The sequence below is a fragment of the Streptomyces sp. MA5143a genome (assembly GCF_900290235.1).
GTDB lineage: Bacteria > Actinomycetota > Actinomycetes > Streptomycetales > Streptomycetaceae > Streptomyces.
In genome coordinates this window covers 387,641-410,396 of sequence record NZ_OLMK01000009.1, presented here as the reverse complement: position 1 = coordinate 410,396, position 22,756 = coordinate 387,641, and the positions used below count along the sequence as shown (strand labels likewise).

The 22,756-nt window shown below is 73.0% G+C and carries 15 protein-coding genes and 2 pseudogenes; 5 read left to right on the top strand and 12 right to left on the bottom strand.

The window, feature by feature from the left end; genetic code table 11:
- Positions 1 to 47: 47 nt before the first annotated feature.
- The 7 genes and pseudogenes from dnaK to SMA5143A_RS04310 all read right to left on the bottom strand — a co-directional run bounded on the left by dnaK (position 48) and on the right by SMA5143A_RS04310 (position 10,825).
- Positions 48 to 1,910, bottom strand: coding sequence for a molecular chaperone DnaK (gene dnaK, locus SMA5143A_RS04340; protein ID WP_107461551.1), 1,863 nt, complete (start codon positions 1,908 to 1,910; stop codon positions 48 to 50).
- 180 nt (positions 1,911 to 2,090) lie between these two features.
- A complete protein-coding gene (locus SMA5143A_RS04335; RefSeq protein WP_107461549.1) occupies positions 2,091 to 4,832 on the bottom strand; it encodes a DUF3376 domain-containing protein in 2,742 nt (913 codons plus the stop codon).
- Between the two features lie 103 nt (positions 4,833 to 4,935).
- The gene (locus SMA5143A_RS04330; RefSeq protein WP_055541002.1) at positions 4,936 to 5,364 is read right to left on the bottom strand and encodes an OsmC family protein; all 429 of its coding nucleotides are present in this window, start codon (positions 5,362 to 5,364) and stop codon (positions 4,936 to 4,938) included.
- 213 nt (positions 5,365 to 5,577) lie between these two features.
- Complete coding sequence (locus SMA5143A_RS04325; RefSeq protein WP_181361717.1) at positions 5,578 to 7,035, bottom strand: RNB domain-containing ribonuclease; 1,458 nt, start codon at positions 7,033 to 7,035, stop codon at positions 5,578 to 5,580.
- A gap of 150 nt (positions 7,036 to 7,185) precedes the next feature.
- Positions 7,186 to 8,004, bottom strand: a pseudogene (locus SMA5143A_RS04320) (vWA domain-containing protein); the annotation flags it as partial.
- A gap of 21 nt (positions 8,005 to 8,025) precedes the next feature.
- Entirely contained in the window at positions 8,026 to 10,137 is a 2,112-nt protein-coding gene (locus SMA5143A_RS04315; protein ID WP_181361724.1) for a phage holin family protein, read from the bottom strand.
- 232 nt (positions 10,138 to 10,369) lie between these two features.
- The gene (locus tag SMA5143A_RS04310) at positions 10,370 to 10,825 is read right to left on the bottom strand and encodes a hypothetical protein (RefSeq protein ID WP_283946334.1); all 456 of its coding nucleotides are present in this window, start codon (positions 10,823 to 10,825) and stop codon (positions 10,370 to 10,372) included.
- A gap of 113 nt (positions 10,826 to 10,938) precedes the next feature.
- Here SMA5143A_RS04310 and SMA5143A_RS04305 point away from each other — a divergent pair, with 113 nt between their 5' ends.
- Both SMA5143A_RS04305 and SMA5143A_RS04300 read left to right on the top strand, forming a co-directional pair.
- The gene (locus tag SMA5143A_RS04305) at positions 10,939 to 11,712 is read left to right on the top strand and encodes an MBL fold metallo-hydrolase (protein ID WP_107461547.1); all 774 of its coding nucleotides are present in this window, start codon (positions 10,939 to 10,941) and stop codon (positions 11,710 to 11,712) included.
- Positions 11,713 to 11,746: 34 nt separating this feature from the next.
- The gene (locus SMA5143A_RS04300) at positions 11,747 to 12,361 is read left to right on the top strand and encodes a DedA family protein (RefSeq protein ID WP_107461545.1); all 615 of its coding nucleotides are present in this window, start codon (positions 11,747 to 11,749) and stop codon (positions 12,359 to 12,361) included.
- 45 nt (positions 12,362 to 12,406) lie between these two features.
- On the opposite strand, the gene SMA5143A_RS04295 is transcribed toward SMA5143A_RS04300, so the two are convergent.
- The 4 genes from SMA5143A_RS04295 to SMA5143A_RS04280 all read right to left on the bottom strand — a co-directional run bounded on the left by SMA5143A_RS04295 (position 12,407) and on the right by SMA5143A_RS04280 (position 16,406).
- Positions 12,407 to 13,525 carry an MBL fold metallo-hydrolase gene (locus SMA5143A_RS04295; protein ID WP_107461601.1) on the bottom strand — a complete coding sequence of 373 codons (1,119 nt, stop codon included), beginning with the start codon at positions 13,523 to 13,525 and terminating at the stop codon, positions 12,407 to 12,409.
- Positions 13,526 to 13,634: 109 nt separating this feature from the next.
- Positions 13,635 to 14,864: an aminotransferase class I/II-fold pyridoxal phosphate-dependent enzyme gene (locus SMA5143A_RS04290; RefSeq protein ID WP_107461543.1), complete on the bottom strand. Its 1,230-nt coding sequence runs from the start codon at positions 14,862 to 14,864 to the stop codon at positions 13,635 to 13,637.
- Positions 14,865 to 15,055: 191 nt separating this feature from the next.
- Positions 15,056 to 15,748: a PT domain-containing protein gene (locus SMA5143A_RS04285; protein ID WP_107461541.1), complete on the bottom strand. Its 693-nt coding sequence runs from the start codon at positions 15,746 to 15,748 to the stop codon at positions 15,056 to 15,058.
- Positions 15,749 to 15,926: 178 nt separating this feature from the next.
- Entirely contained in the window at positions 15,927 to 16,406 is a 480-nt protein-coding gene (locus SMA5143A_RS04280; RefSeq protein ID WP_308812026.1) for an ANTAR domain-containing response regulator, read from the bottom strand.
- A gap of 411 nt (positions 16,407 to 16,817) precedes the next feature.
- On the opposite strand from SMA5143A_RS04280, the pseudogene SMA5143A_RS44545 reads away from it, so the two are divergent.
- Positions 16,818 to 17,300 (top strand): annotated as a pseudogene (locus tag SMA5143A_RS44545) (PAS domain-containing protein); the annotation flags it as partial.
- A 731-nt stretch (positions 17,301 to 18,031) separates the two neighbouring features.
- Here the strand turns inward: SMA5143A_RS44545 and SMA5143A_RS04270 are convergent.
- On the bottom strand, positions 18,032 to 18,838 hold the full coding sequence (locus tag SMA5143A_RS04270) for an RNA polymerase sigma factor SigF (protein ID WP_107461538.1): 807 nt from the start codon (positions 18,836 to 18,838) through the stop codon (positions 18,032 to 18,034).
- A gap of 231 nt (positions 18,839 to 19,069) precedes the next feature.
- On the opposite strand from SMA5143A_RS04270, the gene SMA5143A_RS04265 reads away from it, so the two are divergent.
- Together SMA5143A_RS04265 and SMA5143A_RS04260 are read left to right on the top strand one after the other, a co-directional pair.
- On the top strand, positions 19,070 to 20,872 hold the full coding sequence (locus tag SMA5143A_RS04265; protein ID WP_107461536.1) for a thiamine pyrophosphate-requiring protein: 1,803 nt from the start codon (positions 19,070 to 19,072) through the stop codon (positions 20,870 to 20,872).
- A 431-nt stretch (positions 20,873 to 21,303) separates the two neighbouring features.
- The gene (locus tag SMA5143A_RS04260) at positions 21,304 to 22,572 is read left to right on the top strand and encodes a DUF418 domain-containing protein (RefSeq protein ID WP_107461535.1); all 1,269 of its coding nucleotides are present in this window, start codon (positions 21,304 to 21,306) and stop codon (positions 22,570 to 22,572) included.
- The last annotated feature ends 184 nt before the right edge of the window (positions 22,573 to 22,756 follow it).

The following is a 22,756-nucleotide window of genomic DNA, read 5'->3' as shown; positions in this document are numbered from 1 at the left end:
GGGGCCGCGCAAGGGGCGGGCCGCGCGGCACGGGGCCGACCGTTCCGTCAGGCCGTGCCCCCCTTCGTGTGCTTGTCGTCGTCGACGATCTCCGCGTCCACGACGCCGTCCTCGTCGGCGGGGTCCGGGCCGGGGCGGGGTTCCTCGGTCCGCGCCCCGGAGGCCGTCGCGTACATCGCCTGGCCCATGCGCTGACTGACCGTGGCGAGTTTGTCGATGCCGGCCCGGAGGGCGGCCGTGTCCTCGGGGTGGTCGAGGAGCTGCTTCAGCTCGGCCGCTGCGGCCTCGACCTCGCCGCGGGTGTCGGCCGGTACCCGTTCCTCGTTGTCTCGGATGAACCGCTCGGTCTGGTAGACGAGTTGCTCCGCCTGGTTGCGGGTCTCCGCGGCCTCCCGGCGCCGCCGGTCCTCCTCCGCGTACTGTTCGGCCTCCCGCATCATCCGGTCGATGTCGTCCTTGGGCAGCGCGGAACCACCGGTGACGGTCATCTTCTGTTCGCGTCCGGTGGCCAGGTCCTTCGCCGAGACGTGCATGATCCCGTCGGCGTCGATGTCGAACGCCACCTCGATCTGCGGCACCCCGCGCGGCGACGGCGGAAGGCCGGTGAGGTCGAAGACGCCGAGCTTCTTGTTGTAGGCGGCGATCTCCCGTTCCCCCTGGTAGACCTGGATGCCGACCGAGGGCTGGTTGTCGGCGGCCGTGGTGAAGATCTCCGAACGCCGGGTCGGGATGGTGGTGTTCCGCTCGATCAGCCTGGTCATGATGCCGCCCTTGGTCTCGATCCCCAGCGACAGCGGGGTGACGTCGAGCAGCAGGACGTCCTTCACGTCGCCGCGGAGGACACCCGCCTGGAGCGCGGCGCCCACGGCCACCACCTCGTCGGGGTTCACGCCCTTGTGCGGGTCCTTCCCGGTGAGTTCCTTCACCAGCTCGGTCACGGCGGGCATCCGTGTCGAGCCGCCGACGAGGATGACGTGGTCGATCGCGGAGAGCTTCACCCCGGCGTCCTTCACGGCCTGGTGGAACGGCGTCTTGCAGCGGTCCAGCAGATCGGCCGTCAGCTCCTGGAACTGGGCGCGCGTCAGCCGCTCCTCCAGATGCAGCGGCCCCTCGGCGGAGGCGGTGACGTACGGGAGGTTGATGGACGTCTCGGAGGAGCTGGACAGTTCGATCTTGGCCTTCTCGGCGCCCTCCCGGAGCCGTTGGAGCGCCATCTTGTCGTTGCCGAGGTCGACGCCGTGCCGGCCCTTGAACCCCTTGACGAGGTACTCGACGACCCGCTGGTCCCAGTCGTCGCCGCCGAGACGCGTGTCCCCGTTGGTGGCCTTGACCTCGATGACGCCGTCGCCGATCTCCAGCAGCGAGACGTCGAAGGTGCCACCGCCCAGGTCGAAGACGAGGACGGTCTGCTCCTCGCCCCGGTCGAGGCCGTACGCGAGGGCCGCGGCCGTGGGCTCGTTGATGATCCGCAGGACCTTGAGACCGGCGATCTCCCCGGCCTCCTTGGTGGCCTGCCGCTGGGCGTCGTCGAAGTACGCCGGGACGGTGATCACCGCGTCGGTGACGTCGTCGCCCAGGTATGCCTCGGCGTCCCGCTTCAGCTTCTGCAGCACTCGGGCCGACAGTTCCTGGGCCCTGAGGCGGGTGCCGTCCACGGAGCCCTGCTCGGGGAAGCGCCAGCCCCCGTCGCCCATGTGGCGTTTGACGGAGCGCGCGGTGCGCTCCACGTTCGTCACGGCCTGCCGCTTGGCGACCTCACCCACGAGGACCTCGCCGTTCTTGGCGAAGGCCACCACGGAGGGGGTGGTCCGCTGGCCCTCCGCGTTCGTGACGACGGTCGGGTCGCCACCTTCCAGCACGGCCACCACCGAGTTCGTCGTCCCGAGATCGATTCCGACCGCACGCCCCATCGTCGTCCCCTTCCCGCAAGGTTCCGCCCGGGTCGCGCCCGTGGCTCCCGCGCCCGCACGCCTGCCCGCCGACCCATGGCTCCCACCACCAGCACAAAACTTGAGTGGGCTCTTGTCAATGGGGCACGGGGGGCGTGCTCCGCCGGGGCACGGGGCCTGGCCGGTGCGGCCGGGTGCGGGCTAGATGCGTCTGCGCACCGCGTGCGCCAGGCGCAGCGCCCGGCTCACACCGCCGAAGAGCAGGCGCCAGGACCACCGGTCGACCGTCGCGCGGACGGCGTTGGCCGTCACCACGGCGGCGTGCGACACCGTGTGCTTCAACAGCCTGCTGTCCTTCTCCCGCCGGAAGGTCTCCTCCGAGATCCGGCAGGCGCGCAGGAACTCGTCGACGGTGTCCGGGTCGACCGGCTGCCGGGGGTCGGGGTAGCGCCGCCGGAAGCGCTGGAGGAAGTCGGCCGCGGCCAGGGCGCCGCCCGCCTTCTGGTCCGCCTCGGCCTGCTCGGCGACACACGGCAGTTCCTCCGCCGCGATCAGCCGCTGGAGGCCGAGCGCCACCCACATCGACGTCTGGGGCAGACTCGCGGGCAGCCCCGGCGCGACGTCGGCCGTCAGGAAGGCCAGCTCGGCGGGCTCACCACCGGGCCCGGCGGTGAGGACTCCGCGGGGCGCGTCGGTGCCGGCGATCTCCCTGAGCCGCTTCCCCACGGGCACGCCCTCGTCCGCGAGCTGCTTCAGGCGCTGCGGGGACAGCAGGACGTGGACCAGCCAGCCGGCGCCGTCCAGCCGTCCCCACATCCAGTCGTTGGCCCGCCAGGACCGCTTGAAGAACGCCCCGAAGTGATGGAGCTGCAACCCGGTGAGCTTCTGTGCGGCGGTCTGGCGGTCGTCGAGCAGGGTTCGGGTGTCGGCGCTCATCTGGATCAGTTCCACGCGCTGTCTGGCGGCCTGCTCGTCCGGGAAGATCACCCGCTGGGCGGCGAGGAGGTCGAACAGCCGCCGCGCGACGGCGTCGGGCGCCGGCGGATCGCCCGGCTCGCCCTCGGGCCGGACCCCGGTGCGGTCGCCGACCAGATACGCCAGAAGAACCGGCCACTCCGCGTCCTGGTCGTTCTCGCCCCGCCCGTCGCCGGGAAAGAGCCGCCGGGTGTCGAGGACCGCGCCCGCCATCGTCCGCCAGGCGTCCGCCAGCGCCGGCAGTTCCCCCGCGGCGGGCAGTTGGCCGGTGATCGCGTCGCCCCAGCCGGGCGACCGGATCACGGTGCCCACCGGATCGTCGTCCGGGGGGACGCGACCGAGCACCGCCTCGACGACCGGCCGTACCGCGCCCCGCAGGTCGGGGGCGCTGCGCTGCGGCATCGCGGCGTGCACCTTCCCGACCTGTTCCTCCAGGGCCGTACGGATGTCGGCCGGTGCCTGCGCGGCGCTCTCCCGCAGCAGCCGCAGCACGGTGGCCTTGCCCCCGTCGAGCAGCGGCCGTCCGAAGCGGGCCAGCGCGTCGAAGACGGCCGCGCCCTCGGGGAGGGCCTCCGGGGGCGGAGCAGCGCTCTCGATCACGGTGACCGCACCGGCGGTGAGCCTGTCCAGGTCGGGGCCGAACCCGACCGGGCGGTCGTCGGGGCCGGCGCCGCAGGCGATCATCTGGCCCAGGGTCTCCTCGGCGACGGCCCGGGCCAGCGACCGGATGTGCTTCCCACGGTGTTCTTGGCGCAGCTCCTCGTCGCCGAGGTCGGCGCCCCGAACCGCCATCCGGGCCAACCGGGTCTCCGCCCGCAGTCGGCTCCTGACCCGCTCGTTGTGCGCGGCCAGGGCGCTCAGTTCGGCGCTGATGCTCTGAGAGGTGACGACGCCGAAGACCTTCAGCAGCACGGGCCCCAGCGACGGCACGTCGTCGGGCAGGGGCGGTGGGACGGTCGGCTCGGCGGCGCCGTCGGCGGACGGGACGACGTAGGCCAGCACCCGGCGGACCTGGCGGGTCGCCGGACGGTCGAAGACCGCCTGGAGGGCGGGCCCGATCGGCCGGTTGGCCAGCAGGCCCCCGTCGGCGCAGAACTGCGTGGCGGGCGGCCGGACCAGGTGGGGGCTCATGTCGGGGCGCCGGTGGGTGGGCTCGCCGACGGGAATGAACGTGGGTTCGAAGGCCACCGGGTAGGAGGCGCTGGACCGGGCCGCCCGGGCCAGTGCCCCGATCGTCTCGCGGCGCCGGAGGGCATCGGCGGTGAACCGGAACAGCCCCCGATGGTCACGGTCGTGGACAGTGCTGCCGTAGTCGTCCCGGAAGGGGTGCGGCATGCCGCCGAGGAAGGTGGTGGTGATGAAGACTTGGGTGGGGTCGGGGTCGCTGTCGGAGCGTGGCGAGGGGGCGAGCCCCGGCGTCGCGTCCCCGCCGGTGTCGAGGCCCTTCTCCCCGTCGAGGCCCTTCTCCCCGTCGAGGCCCTTCTCTCGGTCGAGGCCCTTCTCTCGGTCGAGGCCCTTCACTTGGTCGTCGAAGACCGTCTTCAGCCCCGTCTCCAGACCACGCAGCAGCCTTTCCTCGCCCCGGAGGAGGGACGGCGGCCGCGGCTCGTCCAGATCGCGCAGGAGGGTGCCGAGCCCGCCCTCGTCCAGCCACAGCGACCGCAGTCCGCCCAGGTCGCAGCCGCGTACGGTGGCGAGGCCCAGGAGGGCCGCGTTGATGCCGCCGGCGCTGGTGCCGGAGAGCACGTCGACGCTGACGTCGAGTCGCAGCAGGTCGAGCAGCCGCTTGTAGCGGGCGCGCACGAGCCCGGCGGGCGTACCGGACGCGTCGGCGCGCGCGGCGGTCGTCAGGAGGTTCAGCTCTCGGGCCACGCCGCCCATCCAGACGGCGAGGCTGAGGCCGCCGGTGAAGGCGACGGCGATTCTCAGCTCCGCGTCGGGCACCGATGACTGTCCGTCGTCACTCATGCACCCAATGTGCTCGCCCCCGACGACTCGCGCATCCGGGACGCCGACGGCCGGACCATCGCCCCCGAGGGGGCGACCGGTCCGGCCGCCGTGGGGCCGCGGGTCAGGCCAGCTTGGCCGACAGGGTGATCGGCACGGCCTTCAGGGCCTGGCTGACGGGGCAGTTCACCTTGGCGTTCTCGGCCGCCGCGACGAAGCCCGCCTCGTCGAGACCGGGTACCTCGCCCTCGACGGTGATGTGGATGCCGGTGATGCCCTCACCGGGCTGGAACGTCACGTCGGCGGAGGTGACGAGCTTGGTGGGCGGCGTGCCGGCGCCGGCGAGGGCGTGCGAGAACGCCATCGAGAAGCAGCTGGAGTGGGCGGCGGCGATCAGCTCCTCGGGGCTGGTCTTGCCGTTCGCCTCCTGCGTGCGAGCGGCCCACGTCACCGGCTGCTCGGCGATGGCGCCGGACGAGTCGAAGGTGACGACACCGTTGCCCTCGAGCAGGTTGCCTTCCCATACGGTGTGTGCGGAGCGCGTGGTAGCCACGGTTCTTCCTTTCACGTGGGTCCCGTTCCAACGGGGTCGGACCCATCCGATCACACCGAGCCGCCTCGCACCCAGCCGACGGGACGGTCTCCCGCCGCGGTCGACCGATCGTTCGCCTGACGTTCGTCCCGGGGAGGCCGTACTGTCCCGGACGTGGTCGGACCTTCCCAAGTCCTCTGAGGCACGGCAAGGTTGGTCCGCACGCGGACGGCTCTAGGGCACGGTGAAGAGGACCTTGTCCCCGTCCGCGGAGGGGTTCGCCCGTTGGAGCGTGGCCCTGACGCTGGATCCGAGCTGGAGGTCCAGGCCGTTGGTCGACTCGACCTTGGCCAGCACGGCGGGGTCGGCCAGGAACACCCTGCCCTCGCGTGGTCTGCCCCACTCGGCGTCGGTGTCGATGACCGCGGCGTCGAACACCTCGCCCACGCGATGCATGAGCACCGCGGCCTCGGCCAGGTCCACGGTCTGCCGGTCCGCCAGGCCGCTCTTTCCCCGTGCCATGTCGCACGGGAGGCAGTGCAGGGCGTCGAGCACCCAGGTCGGCGGGGCCTTGTCCGCGCACGCCGCCACGCACAGCTCACCGGTGTACCGGTCGACCAGGCGCCGCAGCGGAGCCGTGCAATGGGTGTACGGGGCCGCGATCGCCGCGTGCGTCGTGTGCGCCGGCTTCTGGTTGTCGCGGAAGACGGTGTACTCCGCTGCCTTGAGCATCGTGCTGGTGGCCTCGTTGAGGAAGGCCATGTGGGTCTGGCGGTCGGGATCGAGCGAGCGGACCAGCGTCGCGTACGAGGTACCGGGCCGCCAGACGATTCCCAGGGCCTTCGCGATGTCGTGCAGGCGCTTGACCACGTTCTGGTCGGCCTGTTCCTTCTGGGTCCGCAGGATCCCGGTACCGGTGTCGAGCATGATCCGGGCCGCGGCCATGCCGGTCATGAGGGAGATCTGCTCGTTCCAGCCCTCCACCGGAAGCGTCGCCGTGTAGCCCAGCCGGAACGATCCGTCCTTGACCGTGACCTCCTGGTCCGGCAGGTTCACCGAGATGCCGCCGCGCGCGACCTCGACGGCCTCCCGCAGCTTGCCGATCTCGCGCAGCAGGAGGAGGGACTCCCCGGCCGTGCCGTTCTCGAGCTTCTGCTGGGCAGTCGCGTAGTCGAGCTGGGCCTGGCTGCGGACCAGGGCCCGGCTCACGGTCGAGTCGGTCAGGTTGCCGAGGGCATCGAGGTCGTGCCGCCACAGCAGGGCGGGGCGGTTCTCGCGCGGCAGCAGACTGGCCGCGTCCTCCGAGAGGACGGGTGGGTGCAGCGGCACCTTGAGGTCGGGGAAGTACAGCGTCTCGATCCGGTCGTGCGCCTCGACGTCCAGCGGGCCGCCGGGCTTGACGAAGGCCGCCACGTCCGCGATCGCGTAGTACACGCGGTAGCCGCCGCCGGGCCGCCGCTCCAGGTGCATGGCCTGGTCGAGGTCCTTCGAGGTCGGCGGGTCGATCGTGAAGAGCGGCAGGTGCCTGGCGTCCTTGTCGGGCAGGATCGGCTCGCCCGCGGCCTTGTCGGCCGCTCTGAGTACGCGCTTGGGGAAGGCGAGGGGGACCTTCAGCTCCGTCCGAAGTTCCACCAGCCCCGCGCGCAGGGTGTCCAGGGCCTCGTCGGACATGTGCATCGGGCGGCGTCTCATGCCCCGAGCGTAGGACGGCGGTCACGGACGGGCTCGGTGAGCGGGTCCGGGTGGGGGAGGCGGCGCACGGGGAAGCGGCACGGGCGTCGTCGCCTTCCGCCCGCACGTCCGCGCGGTCCTGCTTCACCGTGTGGCCCCCTTCGGTTCCGGTCACCGCACGCGGAACACCGGGCCGCGGGCGGTGAACGGCAGGCGGGCGCCCTGCGGGATCAGATAGGCGTGCTCCCGGCGTACGCGCAGCGGGTCGCACCAGCCGTCGGTGATGACGAGGAGGGGCGCGCCGGGCGGGAAGTCGTCGGCCCGCTGCAACAGGTCGATGCCGGGCTGGAGTACGGTGCCGCCGCGCCCGTGGACGCGGACGCGCCCGGCGATCTCCGTGACCGGGACGTAGCCCGCGTCGTGCGGGGCCGTGTCGCAGAAGACGACCCGTGCGGCCGGTACGTCGCGGGCCTCGGCGTAGGAGGCGATGGCGCCGAGGGCCTTGCCGAGCAGGACCCGGTTCATGGAGCCGGAGGTGTCGAGGACGACGCCGAAGGTGCAGCGGGCGACCTCCTCGGGCGGGAAGTACCGTCCCGCGCGGGGGATGTCGGGGGTGGCGGACTGGCGGCGCGAGGGGCGGGCGTAGCTGCGTACGGGCTCGGGGCGGGGCACGAACTCGTCGAACCAGCGGGCCAGTCGAGCGTCCCACGGCAGGGGCGGGTGGGTGAGGGCGCGGATCTCCTCGACCAGGCCGCCCGGCAGGTACCCGCGCTCCTGCCGCTGGTGCAGGTCCAGGCCCCGGCCGAGGCCCCGCCGGTAGAACTCGTCGAGGTCGACGTAGTCGCCGGGGGTGCCGAGCGGGCCGCTCAGGATGTCGCCCGTGCCCTTGCCGCGCAGGGTGGACAGTCGGCGCTTGCGGCGCAGGTCGCCCGCGATGCGGTCGTAGACCTCCTCGGCGGACAGGCCCTTCAGCGCGGGGTCGTACAGCAGTCAGGGGGCCGTGCCGGGTGCCTATGCGTCTGCCGGGTCCTGTGGGTTGGCGGGTGCGGGTTCGTCGAGGCTGGTCGCGCGGTTCCCCGCGCCCCTACGGGGCGCCTGCGCCCCCACCGGTATCTGCGGGCCGTCCGCCTCTCTCAGCCAACGTCTGAGGACCCGGTGGACGTGTTCCGCTCCGACCAGCTCCTCGTTCTCCTCCACGGGTGCGGACAGGGCCAGGGGGGAGAGGAGGAAGGGGCGGGACTGGCAGCCGCCGAGGCCGCCGTGGGAGCCGATCTGTTCCTCGAAGGCGAGGACCTCGCCCTCCTCGGGGTCGTACCAGGAGTTGACCATGATGTCGGCGGTGTGCGGGAAGCCGTGGGTGCGGCGTACGGCGTCGGCGGCGCCGGGGCCGAAGTCGGCCAGCGGTCCGGGACGGTCGTCGCTCAGTTCGTCGACGGGGGTCTCCTCGCCGTGCGCGCCGAGGACGAGGCCGCCGTGCTCGTCGCTGCGGACGAGGACGAAGCCGACGCCGGGGTGGTTGGCGAGGGTGGACAGCAGGGCGGGGTGGCGGGCGTCGATCTCCTCCCGGCTCATCCGGTGCGGCACGTCGGGGAAGGACACCAGGCCGAGGTTGCCGGAGGCGAGCACGACCGGCTCGGAGCGGGGGGCCGGGCGGTGCTCCTCGACGCCCTCCTCGACGGGGATGCGCAGCGCGGCCCGGACCGCCGAGCGGGCCTCGGCGCCGCTGTGGGTGCGCTCCGCCCTGCGCGGCACGGGCAGACCGCAGCCGGCGCGGACCAGGTTGCCGAGGGTGAGGCCGTACCGGCCGAGGAAGGTCTCGCCGGGGCTCTGCCCGTGGTCGGAGAGCAGGACGATGCGGTAGGCGCGGGGGGCGTGTTCGGCGACCTGCGCGATCAACGCGATGGAGCGGTCGAGTCGTTCGAGGATCCTCTCCGCGTCCCGGCTGTGGGGCCCGGAGTGGTGGGCGACCTCGTCGTAGGCGACGAGGTCCGCGTAGATCGCGGCGCGTCCCGCGAACATGTCGCCGATGACGGCGGCGACGACCACATCGCGTTCGACGACGGTCGCGAACGCGCGGATGAACGGGTAGAGGCCGCCGCGTTTGACGCGGGGCCGCTGTTCGCGAAGGCGGGCGCGGGTGGACTGGCCGATCTCGCGCAAGACGTCGGCGGCGAAGGACATGGCGGTGCGGACCGCGTTGGCGGGGTCGGAGAAGTAGGCGAAGTACCCGGCGCGGGACCGGTTCCGCTTGCCGCGGCGGGCCGCGATGGACAGGACGAGCGCGAGCTGGTCGGCGCCGCCGCTGAAGAGGTTGCCGCGGCTCGCGCCGTCGACGGTGAGCAGGCCCCCGTCGCCGGTGCGCTCGATGGCGCGGCGCTGGAGTTCGGCGGCGCTGGAGGGGCGGTTGCAGACCATCACCTCCCGGCTCTCCTTCTCGTACCAGCGGAAGGCGGGCACGTCGTGGTTGCTGCCGTGCAGGATGCCGAGTTGGCTGGCGCCGGTCTGGCTGGACCAGTCGGTGCGCCACGGGGTGAGCCGGTGGGTGGCGCGGACGTGCCCGGTGCCGGGCGCGGGCGCGCCGAGCCAGGCGGCGACGGTCGGCATCAGGCCCTTCGCGGCGGCCGCCTCCAGCACGTCGTGGCCGACGCCGTCGAGTTGGAGGAAGACGGTGCCGGGTCCGACGGGGCCGGGCGGCCCGTCGGCGTGTCTGCGGCGGCGGTCGGCCAGCCGGTACAGCCGGCGCCGGTAGGCGTCGTCGTCGCGTACGGCGAGGGCGCCGCCGGTGGCGGAGGCGACCGCGGACATCACGGCGGCCACGACCACGGCGGTCTCGGGCGCGGCCTCACCCTGACCGGAGGGGTTGATCCACAGGGCGATGAGGAGCAGCGAGCCGTTGAGGAAGAAGACGAGCAGGCCGAGGACGAGGGCGGGCACCAGCAGCAACGCCCTTACGAGCAGCGGCCACACGAGGGAGGACAGCAGACCGAAGACCCCCGCGCCGAGGGCGGCGGTGACGGCGATCTGGGTGGAGCTCTCGCCGGTGCCGGCCTGGAGCCGGAAGTCGGGCAGGGCGCCCGCGAGCACCAGCATCGTCAGCGTCGACACCGCCCATACGGCCAGCATCCGCCAGAACCCGCTCAGCACCCTCCGCCAACGCTCACCGCCCACGTCCGGCCACCCTCACGTCCCGTTCCTGCGCCCAGCCTGTCACAAGGGCCGGGGAGCCGGGGTGGTACCGAGGGGTGGCACGGAGGCAGGGACGGGGCACCCGGGGGGGGCAGGGGCCGGGCGCGGCCCTCGGCGGGGTGGAGCCGGCCGCACCGGCGGCCGGTGGGCATGGAGCGCGGCTGGGCGGTCAGCGGCCGTCGTAGCCCGCTGTCGGCATCGACAGTCGGCGGTGGACGCTGGCCTTCATCTGGGCGTCGTAGGCGGGTTCGGCGCGGCCGACGGTCTCGACGCGGACACCGCGGCGGGCGCACTCGGCGGTGAAGTCGTCGACGGAGGCGAGGGCGCGTTCGAGGACGCGTCGGCTGGGGGCGACGAAGAGGTCGACATGGCCGGCGTCGACGTCGGCCCACAGGGCGCAGTGGTCGGGGCGCAGGCCGCGTACGAGCAGCTCGCGCGTGACCACGTAGCCGCGCTCGGCGGCCCAGCGGGCGCACATGGCGTGCTGGCTGCGGGAGTCGACCAGGAAGGGGTCCGCCTCCAGCTCCTCCAGGGGTGTCAGGCTGGCGATGGCGGCGACCCGCACGACCGCTCCGCGTCCCGCCGTCCGCCCTGGGCACTCACGGGGTATCTCCTGGCAGGACAGGGCGAAGGCGTCACTGTTGTCTCCCACGGCGTCCCCCTCACCTCCGGGTCCAGAGCCTGAGACCCTACTCCAGCCCGTAGGCTCGGGGGAGTAGCGCGAAGGAGGCGAAAGAAGTGCCGGTGGAGGTCACCTGGTGGGGTCATGCCACCTGCACGGTGGAGGACTCGGGCACACGCGTGCTCACCGACCCGCTGTTCACGCGCCGGCTCGCGCATCTGCGCAGGCGCCGCGGGGCGCCGCCCCCGCCCGAGGCGGCGGTCGCGGACGTGGCGCTGGTGTCCCATCTGCATGCCGACCATCTGCATGTCCCGTCCCTGGCCCGGCTCGCGCCGGGTACCCGGCTGGTGGTGCCGCGCGGGGCGCCGCGCCAGGTGCGGGGGCTGCGCGGGCTGCGGCATCTGCGGCTGTGCGAGGTGGCGCCCGGGGACGAGGTGGGCGTCGGTGACCTGGTCGTCCGTGCCGTGCCCGCCCGCCACGACGGGCGGCGCCTGCCGGTCGGGCCGCACCGCTCACCGGCGCTCGGGTTCGTCGTCGAGGGTGAGGCGCGGACCTATTTCGCCGGGGACACCGGGCTGTTCGAGTCGATGCCCAAGGAGGTCGGGCCGGTCGACGTGGCGCTGCTGCCGGTCGGCGGCTGGGGGCCCTGCCTCGGCGAGGGGCATCTCGATGCGGGGCGCGCGGCGGAGGCGCTCGCGCTGCTCGCGCCCCACAGCGCGATCCCGGTGCACTACGGCACGTACTGGCCGATCGGGATGGACGCCGTGCGACCCCATGAATTCCACGCGCCCGGTGCGGAGTTCGTACGCCTCGCCGCGCTGCGCGCGCCCGAGGTGGCCGTGCACCGGCTGGAGCACGGGGAGAGCGTACGGCCGGGGGTGGCGGAATGAGACGCCGGTCGAGCGGGGCCGCGGAGGGCGCCCGGTGATAGTGCTGTCCGTCGCGGCCACTCCCCTGCCCTACGAGTCGACGCAGCAGGCGATCGGCTATCCGACGCTGTTTCTGCTGGTGCTGGCGGGGGCGCTGCTGCCGGTGGTGCCGACGGGGGCGCTGGTCAGTTCGGCGGCCGTGGTGGCGTTCCACCAGACGGCGCCGTTCGCGCTGCTGATGGTGTTCGTGGTGGCGTCGGTGGCCGCGTTCCTCGGGGACATCGCCCTGTACTGGCTGGGGCGGCGCGGTATGGGCTCGAAGAACGGTTCGCGCTGGCTGGAGGCGATCCGCCGCCGGGCACCGGAGGACCGGCTGGCCCAGGCCCAGCGGAAGCTCGACGGGCACGGGGTGGCCGTCCTGGTGCTGTCCCGGCTGGTGCCGGCCGGCCGGCTCCCGGTGATGCTGGCGTGCCTGCTGGCGGAGATGCCGTTGCGGCGGTTCGCCCGGGGCAATCTGCCGGCGTGCCTCGCGTGGGCGGTCACGTACCAGTTGATCGGGATCCTCGGGGGGTCACTGTTCGCGGAGCCCTGGGAAGGGGTGCTGGCGGCGGTCCTGCTGACGCTGCTGATCAGCGTGGCGCCGAGCCTGTGGCGACGGTTCGTCCGCTGAGAGATCCGCGTCCCCTCGACGGACAGGTGTGTGCCGTCGCCGTCCTCAGGTGAGGATCCGGGACGCTCCGATCGGCAGGTCCCACAGGTTCTCGCGCGGGAGTCCTGCCGCCTCCCAGGCCGTCCGTACGCGGGTGAGGGGTTCCAGGACCGGTTCGGCGGACAGGACGAACGTGGCCCAGTGCATGGGGGCCATACGGCGGGCGCCGAGGTCCTGGAAGGCGCGGACGGCCTCCTCGGGGTCGCAGTGGACGTCGCTGAGCCACCAGCGGGGGTCGTACGCGCCGATCGGCAGGAGAGCGAGGTCGATACCGGGGTGGCGGCGGCCGATGAGGGAGAACCAGTGGCCGTAGCCCGTGTCGCCCGCGAAGTACACCCGCTTCCCGTCGGACCCCGTGAGGACCCAACCGCCCCACAGGGAGCGGCAGGTGTCGGTGAGGGTGCGCTTCGACCAGTGGTGGGCCGGTACGAAGTCGAAGCGGACGCCGTCGAGTTCGGCCGCCTCCCACCAGTCCAGCTCGGTGACCCGGGTGAAGCGGCGGCGGCGGAACCAGCCGCCGAGACCGGCGGGCACGAACACCGGCGTGTCGCGCGGGAGTCGGCGCAACGTGGGCGCGTCCAGGTGGTCGTAGTGGTTGTGGCTGATGACGACCGCGTCCACGCGCGGCAGCGCCTCCCAGGCCACGCCGACCGGGGTGATCCGGGCGGGCGTGCCGAGGATGCGGCGGGACCAGACCGGGTCGGTGAGCACGGTGAGCCCGCCGATCCGCACCACCCAACTCGCGTGCCCGGCCCAGGTGACGGCGACGGTACGCGCGTCGACGCGGGGCAACGGGCCGGGCTCGTACGGCAGTCGGGGGATGTCGACGAGACCCTCGGGGCCGGGCCGTACCGAGCCCTCGCGGGCGAAGCGCGCGAACGCCCGCAGCCCGGGCAGGGGGGTGGTCAGCCGGCCGACGAAGGACGCGGGCCAGCGGCGCCGCTCGCCGAGGGGGCGGGGCTCGGCGGGCTCCGGGGGCCGCAGGGGAACGGCGAAGGGCGATGTGGGCCTCGGCTCCAGGGCGCCGAGGCCGGACGGGGACGCCGGATCGTCGGTGTCCTCGGGGGGCGCGGAGACGGGCGACGAGGAGGCCGCTGAGGGGGTCGACTCGGACTGCTGCGTCATCGAGGAGGCTCCCATCGCCGGGCGTCGTCGAGGGATCGTCGTCGCGGACCGGACCGCTGGCGGTCGTCCGATCGGTGCGGACACGATCCGGTGGCCCGGGGCTCCCTCGTCATCGGAGATCCTCCAGAGCCGATCCGAACAGGGCCAACGCGCTTTCCACATGGGGGAGTTCAAGTGGGTCGGGGGCGGCCAGGGCCTGCGCCCGCTCCTCGTCGGCGGTGCCGAGGAACAGCCCCGTCGACAGGCGGAACCGCAGCGCCCCGAGGTCGTCCCCGAAGCGGTGCCCACCGGGCGCGGGCAGACCGAGCCGGGCGGTGAGGAAGTCCTCCAGTTCCTGGGCGTCGCCGACGCCGTGCGCGGTGAGCGCCGGGCGCAGCGGGGCCAGGTCGACGTAGAGGTGCCGGCCCGCGCGCGGGGGCAGGGCGAGCGCCCCGGCGGCGATCACGGCCCGGTGCGCGGCGGTGGCCAGCCGCGCGTGCAGCCGGACCGCACCGGCGAGCCGCTCGGTGACGGGGCCGGGCTCGTCGAGCGCGTACGCGGCGGCCGCGGCGACCGGGGTGGCGACACGGGCGCCGAGCGCGGTGAGCACGTCGAGGACCCGGTCGCGCAGTCCGCCGCCGATGCCGTCGGCCGGGAAGCGGGCGACGGCGGCGGGCCAGCCCGGCGGCAGGAAGGGGCCCGCGAGGTCGGTGACGACGGTGACCCGGTCCGGCAGCATCTCGGCGGGGCTGAGCAGCACGGGGTCGTGCGGGTCGTGCAGGGTGTCGCGCCAGGTCTCGTCGCTGACCAGGTGCAGACCCTCCCCCGCGGCGGCCTCCACAGTCTCGTGGACCAGCTCGGGCGGGGCCACGGTGGCGGTCGGGTCGTCGGCGACGCACAGCACGAGCAGCCGGGGGTCACCGCCCTCGTCGCGGATCCTGCGCACGGTCTCCAGCAGCGCGTACGAGTCCGGTACACCGCCGCACTCGGCGGGTGTCGGGACGTGGAAGACGGATCTGCCGAGCGCCCGCGCCTCGGGCTCCCACCAGGCGGCGCACGGTCGCGGGAGCAGCACGTCGCCGCCGATCGCGGCCGTCAGCGCCAGCAGCAGGGCGGGGGCGCCGGGGGCGGCCGCGACCCGGTCGGGGGTGGTGGGCAGCCCGCGCCGGTCCCAGTAGCCGCAGGCCGAGTCCAGGAGCGCGGGGGAACCGCCGAGGGGTACGGCGTCGGGGCGGCCGGCGGCGGCCGAGAGCACGGCGGTCAGCTCGGGCAGGAGCGGCAGTCCCTGGTCGGGAAGGGGCGGACCATAGCGGACGGGGCCGTGCCCCACCGGACCTCTTCCCGGTTCCGTCCGCCGCATCTGTGCCTCCGCGCCGTGTCCTCGCGTTGTCCGGTGCTCAGCGCTCCCGCGCTGTCCATGGTGCTCCGCCGTTCCCGCGCGTGCTCCTTCGTACCCCGTGACGCGTGTTCCACGCCCTCGGCCTGCCGGTACCCCGGCTCACGCGCCTCATGAGCACCGCGTCGGGTCGCGCCGGTCACCACGGCGGGCGGTCACGGCGCCCACCGGCCCCGGCGGTGCAGCAGCCGGTGGACGGCGGCGCCGAGCGCGCCGGCGATGAGGAGGCCGCCGGCGACCATGGCCGGCACGGAGTCGGTGAAGGCACCGCCGCTGCCCGCGTGCACGCCCCGCTGGACGGGCGCGGGACGCTGGGTGTCGTGGTGGGTGGGCTGGTGCGTCGGCTCGTGGGTGGGCGGGTACGTCGGCTCGTGGGTGGGCTGGTACGTCGGCTCGTGGGTGGGCTGGTCGGTGGGGTGGTGGCCGCCGAGGTCGACGGCGAAGGCGGCGCTCCACTGTTTCTGCTCGGCGCCGGGCGGGGCCGGGCAGACGCCGTCGCCGCCCCACTCGGTGGAACCGCCCGCCGCGTCCGGGCCGGTCTCGAAGTCGGCGGCCTGGGCGATACGGGCGGTGCCCTGGTAGGAGGGCCCGCCGGCGGGGTCGTCGTCGCCCGGGATCCGTTGCAGTGTGACGGTGCCCTGCTCGAACGCCTGGGAGCTGGCGTCGATGTTCTCCGGGGCCGGGCCGTCGGTCGGGTCGCAGGAGACGGAGATCGTGACGGTCTCGCCCGGCGCGGCCTCGTTCGGGACGACCTCGGCCGCCGGATCCGCGGACGCGACCGGGGCCGTGACGCCGAGCACGGCACCGGCGAGGACGGCTGCGGACAGGACACGGGCTCTGCGGCGCATGGGCGGGGCTCCTTAGGCCGACTCCGACTCGGGACACGCCCACCGCGCCCCGCCCTCCCCATCAGACCCCCCACCCCGACCCCCCGCCCGCCACCGAGCCCCATTAGCGGGACCACCCCCGCCGACCGGGTGACGGCACGTTTGAGGCGCGGGGGGCGCGTGGGAGGCGCCCTCCCCCTCACCCGGAAAGGGACATCAACTCCCGCTCCAGCCCCCTCCCCCGCTTCTCCACCACCGCCGAAGCCACCTCCGCCAACTTACGATTCGTGCCCTGCGAGACACGCCGCAGCACCGCGAACGCCGCCTCCGCGTCGCAGCCGAGGACGTGCATCACGATCCCGCACGCCTGATCGACCACCGGCCGCGTCCGCAGCGCCGCACCGAGCTGGTCGAGCTCCGTGAGCGCCGCCCGGTACGACCGGTCACGGACGATGCACGTCGCCGTGAGATCCCCGAGCGCGTGGGCCGGCCCGTGCGGCGCGTCCCCCAACGCTCCGGCGCGGAAGCTGTAGAGACTGAGCGTGACGGTCAGCCCCGACCGCCGGAACGGCAGGGTGACACTGGACCGTACGCCCGCGTCGAGGGCCACGGCCCGATAGTCCGGCCACCGTTCGTCGCTCAGGAGATCCGCCGCGTCGACCGGCTCCCCGCGCTCCAACGCCGTAGGGATCGGCCCCTCGCCCGAGCGGAGTTGGACCGCGACCAGCCCGGCGAGGTCGGGGTGGGTGACGGCGGCGGGCCGCTCCGCCCCGTCGTCCAGATGCCGCTCGCCCCGCAGCAGTCGCTGGTGCAGCGGGCGGCGTGTTCGACGAGCTGGGAGAGCCTCCTCGCCGGAAGGGCCGACTCGGGCGATTCCCCGGGCGGAAGGCCGACATGTTCGGGTTCCGGCATGCTGCGCGCCTCCTCTCGTGGGGCGCGTTCCCGTTCGCCCGCGCGGAAAACGGACACGGCGGACCCTCCGCGCGAAAGAGCGGCCCCTCCGCGCGAGAGAGAAGTGAGGTGGAGGACCGACGTCGTGCGGTGTGCCACGCCATCCCCGTGAACGCCTCTCCCGCGTTACGTTCGTCGCATGGCTCAGACGGACGAATTCGGCGAGGAGCCGGCGGATTTCGTACGCCGCGTCGCGGAGCTCAAGACGGCCAGGTCGGTGCCGGCCGACGATCTGCCGACGGTGCTCGACGCGGCGATCTTCGAACTCGACCATGTGGCGGACCAGTTGTGGCCGCGGTACGAGCGGCTCACGGCCCGACCGCCCGGTGGGACCTCGTCGGCCGCGCGGGAACACCAGTTGCTGAAGGCTGTTTTCCATCATCTGCCGCTGCCCGTGGCCCTGTTGGACCGGGAGACGGTGGTGCGCCGCCTCAACCGGGCGGCGAGCGCGTTCACCGGCGTGCGGGCGGGGCACGCGACCGGCCGCCCGCTCGCCGGGTTCCTGGCGCACGCCGACCGGAGCGCGTTCCGGGGCCAGGTGGCGGCGGTGGCACGCGGTGAGGGCGACCGCAGTCTCACCGTGCACCTCCAGCAGCGCCCCGTCGTGCCGGTCCGGGCGACGTTGACGGCGCTGCGCCCCAGCGGTGAGCCCCGCACCACCGTGCTGGTCGTGGTCCAGCCGGCGGGGCACCGCATGCCGGCCGTCGAGAGCTCCGCCCGCCCCCTGCCCGACCTCGCCGAGACGACCCGCCACGCGGCGCTCATGGATCTGCTGGACGCCATGACGACGGCCCTGCTCACCGCGCCCGCCGCCGAGGCCCTCGACCGCGCGGCCCGGGTGCTGCACGGCCGCTTCGCCGACTGGGTCGTGGCCGACACGGCGTCCCCCACGCTGAACCGTACGACCGTGCTGCCCCCTTCCGGCAAGGAGCCGGGTCTCCTCGCGGAGCAGGACCCGGCCACCTGCCCCCTGGTCGTGGCCGTCGGCCGGGGCGGCTCCGCCGCCCTCCAGGTCCGCCCACCGGATCCCGACGCCTTCGGCCACGACACCTCGGGCGCCCCCGTCCTCGTACGGGCCGACGTCACCTCACTCCTGTCGGTCCCGCTGACCGCCCCCGACGGTAAGGCGTCCTCACCCTCTTCCGTTCGGGCGCCCGGCCGGCCTTCTCGATGGCGGAGGCCCGGGCGATGGACACGATGTCCCGCCACATCGCCCTGGCGATGGACGCCCGCGGGCGACCGACGGGGGTCCCCGCGGACGGCGTCACCCCTCAGTGAGGAACGACCGGCCGGCCGAGCCCCGGGGGGGGTCGGCCGGCCGGTCGCGTCGGTGGCCGCGTGGACGGGCGGGGTTCAGTCGGAGGGGCCACCGGCGTCCTGCATCACCTGGTCGCGCAGTCGGTCGCAGCACCGGCTGATCAGCCGGGAGACATGCATCTGCGAGATGCCCAACTGCTCCGCGATCCGGCTCTGCGTCATGTCGCCGAAGAACCGCATGTAGAGGATCGCCCGCTCCCGCTCGGGAAGCGCCGCGAGCCGCGGCTTGACCGCCTCGCGGTCGACGACGGTGTCGAGCGCGGGGTCGGGCGCGCCCAGCGCGTCGCTGAGCGAGTAGCCGTCCTCGCTCCCCGGCAGTTCGGCGTCCAGGGACAAGGCCGTGAAGCTCTCCAGGGCCTCCAGTCCGACCTGGACGTCTTCCTCGCTCATGTTGGCGTGTGCGGCGATCTCGGCCACGGTGGGCCTTCGGCCCGAGATCGTCTGGGACAGGTCCTGGGTAGCGAACCGAACCCGGTTGCGCAGGTCCTGGACCCGGCGCGGCACGTGCAGGGTCCACATGTGGTCCCGGAAGTGCCGCTTGATCTCACCGGTGACGGTGGGTACCGCATAGCTCTCGAAGGCGTTGCCGCGCTCGGGGTCGTAGCGGTCGACGGCCTTGACCAGGCCGAGCGCCGCGACCTGGCGCAGGTCCTCGTAGCTCTCGCCGCGGCTGCGGAACCGACCGGCGAGCCGTTCGGCCATGGGCAGCCATGCCTCGACGATGTGTGCCCGGAGAGCGTCCCGCTCCGGGCCGGGGGGTAGTGTCGCCAGCTTTCGGAACGCCTCGGCGGTGTCGGGGGCGTCGTCGTGCGGGTGGTGCTTCGCGCTTGCCTGAGTACGCATGGTGCGTCGCAACTCCCTGGATGTGCTCTGGGGGGCGGTCACCGTGGGGGGCGCGGACGTGCACATATGGGGCACACCCGTGATGGATGGATCGCCGATCCCACGGACGTGCCTTCTGTCCGAAGCACTGGGGTGCGCCTGCCCCGCTTCATGCGCGGCAAACACACGCAGGTTTTCCTCCTCCCCACAGGGTGACTCGGGCTTGAGGAAAAACACCCTGGGAGGTCCAGTATGGGCACGTATGTCGCCGATCACATCCTGCGCAGGCTGCGCGCGTGGGGAGTCGAACATGTCTTCGGCTATCCCGGTGACGGCATCAACGGGCTGCTCGCCGCCTGGGGCCGGGCGGAGGACCGGCCGCGGTTCATCCAGTCACGGCACGAGGAGATGTCGGCGTTCCAGGCGGTCGGCTACGCCAAGTTCTCGGGCCGGATCGGGGTCTGCGCGGCGACGTCGGGGCCCGGCGCGATCCATCTCCTGAACGGCCTGTACGACGCCAAGCTGGACCATGTGCCGGTGCTCGCGATCGTCGGCCAGACCCATCGCAGCGCGATGGGCGGCTCGTACCAGCAGGAGGTGGACCTGCACACCCTGTTCAAGGACGTGGCCTCGGACTTCGTCGAGACGGTGACCGTGCCCGAGCAGCTGCCGAACGTCCTGGACCGGGCGATCCGCACCGCCTACGCCCGCCGGGCACCCACCGCGATCATCGTCCCCGGCGATGTGCAGGAACTGGACTACTCGCCGCCCACCCACGACTTCAAGATGGTCCCCTCCAGCCTGGGCAGCGGCTCCTGGACGACGGTCCCCTCGCAGGAGTCGCTGGAGCGGGCGGCAAAGATCCTGAACGCCGGCGACAAGGTCGCCGTCCTGGTCGGTCAGGGCGCCGCCGGGGCCCGCGCCGAGGTCCAGCGGGTGGCCGAGCTGCTGGGCGCGGGGGTCGCGAAGGCCCTCCTCGGCAAGGACGCGCTGAGCGACGAGCTGCCGTACGTCACCGGCTCGATCGGACTGCTGGGCACGCGCCCCTCGTACGAGCTGATGCGCGACTGCGACACGCTGCTGACCATCGGCTCGTCCTTCCCGTACTCGCAGTATCTGCCCGAGTACGGCAAGGCGCGGGCGGTCCAGATCGACATCGACCCGCACATGGTCGGGATGCGCTACCCGTACGAGGTGAACCTCGTCGGCGACGCGAAGGCGACGCTGGAGCGGCTGATCCCGATGATCGACCCGGAGCGGGGCCGGGAGTGGTTCGACGAGGTGTGCGCGGGTGTGGCGCGCTGGCGTGAGGTGATGACGCGGCGCGCGGAGCTGTCGGCCGATCCGATCAACCCGGAGTACGTGGCCCACGCCCTCGATCCGCTGCTGCCGGACAACGCGATCATCTCCTCGGACTCCGGTTCGGCGGCGAACTGGTACGCCCGCCATCTGACCCTGCGGGACGGCATGCGGTCGTCGCTGTCGGGCACGCTGGCGACGATGGGCTGCGGGGTGCCGTACGCGATCGGCGCGAAGTTCGCCCATCCGGACCGTCCGGCGATCGCGCTGGTCGGGGACGGGGCGATGCAGATGAACGGTCTGGCGGAGCTGATCACGGCGGCCAAGTACAAGGACGGCTGGGAGGATCCCCGGCTGGTGGTGGGCGTCTGGAACAACCGTGATCTGAACCAGGTGACGTGGGAGCTGCGGGCGATGGGAGGCGAGCCGTCCTTCCTGCCGTCGCAGGAGCTGCCGGACGTCCAGTACGCCGCGTTCGCCCGCTCCCTGGGGCTGACCGGCATCCGGGTCGAGAAGCCGGAGGATGTCGAGGCGGGCTGGCGGGCGGCCCTGGAGGCGGACGGCCCCGCCGTCGTCGAGTTCCTCACGGACCCGGCGGTCCCACCGATCCCACCGCACGCCACCTGGGAGCAGATGGAGGCCACGGCCGCCTCGATCCTCAAGGGCGACGCCGACCGGGGCTCCATGATCAAGCAGGGCTTCAAGGCGAAGATGCAGGAGTTCCTGCCGAACACGAAGCCGAAGAGCAAGAAGTGATGTTGAACGGCACTGAAGAGTTCAGTTGCGCACGAAAGAGTTCAGCGGTCAGTTCAATAGCGCGGTAAACTGTTCAGTGCCGTACCTGGCATCGTGGTGCGGCTGAAAGTCCCGACGTCACGCCACGTGTCCGAGTCAGTTGTCCCCAGCCGGTAGCGGCGGGGAGTTCTCCAGCAGCCACACGATGCGCGTCGGAATCTCTGAGCTCGACCGGTCACACACCTGCTCGTGGCGTTCATCGACAAGCACAGGGGCCGCGTCGGCGACGTCGGCCGCCCGCACCGGCCGCGACAGCGACCGCGAGTCAAGACCGCAGCACCGAAGTCGCTTCTGGTGATGGTCGATCGGCTCGGCGTCCTTGGCCGTTCGGCGGAGGTGGTCCGGAAGCTTGGCAGAGGCGTCAGGGCGTCCCCACCGGCGACGTTGGGCGCATGACTCAGATCGAGATCTCGCACGAAACGCCACCTCCGCGGCACGGGGCACCGGCTGAGCCCGCGGGCGTGGTCGAGCAGGGGCCGTCGGTGGGGCGGTTGGTCGGGGTGGACGTGGCCCGCGCGCTGGCGGTGTTCGGCATGTTCGCTGTCCACGTCGCCCCACCTGCCGAGGACGTGGGTGGCTTCGGCGGCTGGCTGCTGGAACTGACTGAGGGCCGGTCGTCGATCCTGTTCGCCACCCTGGCCGGGTTCTCGCTGATGCTGATCGCCGGCCGCCGGGAGCCGAAGACCGGCCTGGCCGGCCGGCAGGCGAAGGCCCGGATCGTGATCCGGGCTGTGGTCCTGCTGGCACTGGGCACCGTGCTGACGATGCTCAAGACCGGGATCCTGGTGATTCTCGCCTTCTACGGGGTGTACTTCCTGCTGGCACTGCCCCTGATCCGACTGCGGGCCAGAACCCTCGCGATCATCGCGGCCGTGCTCGCGGTCGTCGGGCCGCAGGCGGCGTTCGGCCTGAAGTGGCTGCTGGGCGAGTCGACGGCGAAGATCATCAACACCTACGACCCGATCGGCAGGCTCGGCGGCGACGGACTGCTGGGCCTGCTGCTCCACGGCTACTACCCCGCGATCACCTGGATGCCGTTCGTGATCGCCGGCATGGCACTGGCCCGGCTCGACCTGGCCGCCGGCGCGGTGCAACGGCGGCTGGCCGCGCTCGGCGCCGCGCTGATGGCGCTCGGATACGGGACCGCCTGGCTGACGGCAAGGCTGTATCCGCCCATTCAGGCGGACAAGGCCGCTCTGAAGGAAGCCTTCGCGAACCTGGATCCGAACTCCATCGAATCCCTGCGACCGGGATCGCCGGCCTTCGACTACATCCACAACAAGGTCACGGACAGCGCGAACCTGGCCTCGTCGCTGCTGGGAGCCGAGCCGCACAGCGGTACGACCTTCGAGATCATCGGCGGCCTCGGCGTGGCGATCACCGTACTCGTCTGCGCGACCGTGGCCATGGCCCGGCTGGCGTGGCTGCGCCGGCTGGCGAGCCCGCTCATCGCCGTGGGCACCATGTCCCTGACGCTCTACGTCGCCCACGTCGCCGCCTACACCATGCTGCCCGACGGAGCCACCGGCACCCTGGTGCCGCTGCTCGGGTTCATCGCCGGGGCGATCGTGTTCGCCACGATCTGGTCGCGGTTCTTCCGCCGCGGACCGCTGGAGCACCTGCTCAACAGCACCACCAAACTGGCGAAGTTCGTCCGGTGAGACGCGGCGTGTCAGGGCCCGTTCGCCCTTCGCCCGAACGAGGTCGGCCCTGGCTGAGCCCGGATACGATGACCACGGCCCCCGTCATCGGGTACGGTCGGCGCCGATCACGGGCTACCGGTCATCACCGCTGCACTGCTGCGGCTGGTGACCCCGGTCGGCGTGGCCCGGAGGCGGCTGCGCT

Excerpts from the sequence above, each read along its gene's own strand:
- SMA5143A_RS04285 (WP_107461541.1), bottom strand. The coding sequence starts at position 15,748 with ATGCGCCGCAGAGCCCGTGTCCTGTCCGCAGCCGTCCTCGCCGGTGCC.
- dnaK (WP_107461551.1), bottom strand. The coding sequence starts at position 1,910 with ATGGGGCGTGCGGTCGGAATCGATCTCGGGACGACGAACTCGGTGGTG.
- SMA5143A_RS04260 (WP_107461535.1), top strand. The coding sequence starts at position 21,304 with ATGACTCAGATCGAGATCTCGCACGAAACGCCACCTCCGCGGCACGGG.
- SMA5143A_RS04335 (WP_107461549.1), bottom strand. The coding sequence starts at position 4,832 with ATGAGTGACGACGGACAGTCATCGGTGCCCGACGCGGAGCTGAGAATC.
- SMA5143A_RS04295 (WP_107461601.1), bottom strand. The coding sequence starts at position 13,525 with ATGACGCAGCAGTCCGAGTCGACCCCCTCAGCGGCCTCCTCGTCGCCC.
- SMA5143A_RS04265 (WP_107461536.1), top strand. The coding sequence starts at position 19,070 with ATGGGCACGTATGTCGCCGATCACATCCTGCGCAGGCTGCGCGCGTGG.
- SMA5143A_RS04290 (WP_107461543.1), bottom strand. The coding sequence starts at position 14,864 with ATGCGGCGGACGGAACCGGGAAGAGGTCCGGTGGGGCACGGCCCCGTC.
- SMA5143A_RS04325 (WP_181361717.1), bottom strand. The coding sequence starts at position 7,035 with ATGAGACGCCGCCCGATGCACATGTCCGACGAGGCCCTGGACACCCTG.
- SMA5143A_RS04270 (WP_107461538.1), bottom strand. The coding sequence starts at position 18,838 with ATGCGTACTCAGGCAAGCGCGAAGCACCACCCGCACGACGACGCCCCC.
- SMA5143A_RS04315 (WP_181361724.1), bottom strand. The coding sequence starts at position 10,137 with ATGCTGGCCGTATGGGCGGTGTCGACGCTGACGATGCTGGTGCTCGCG.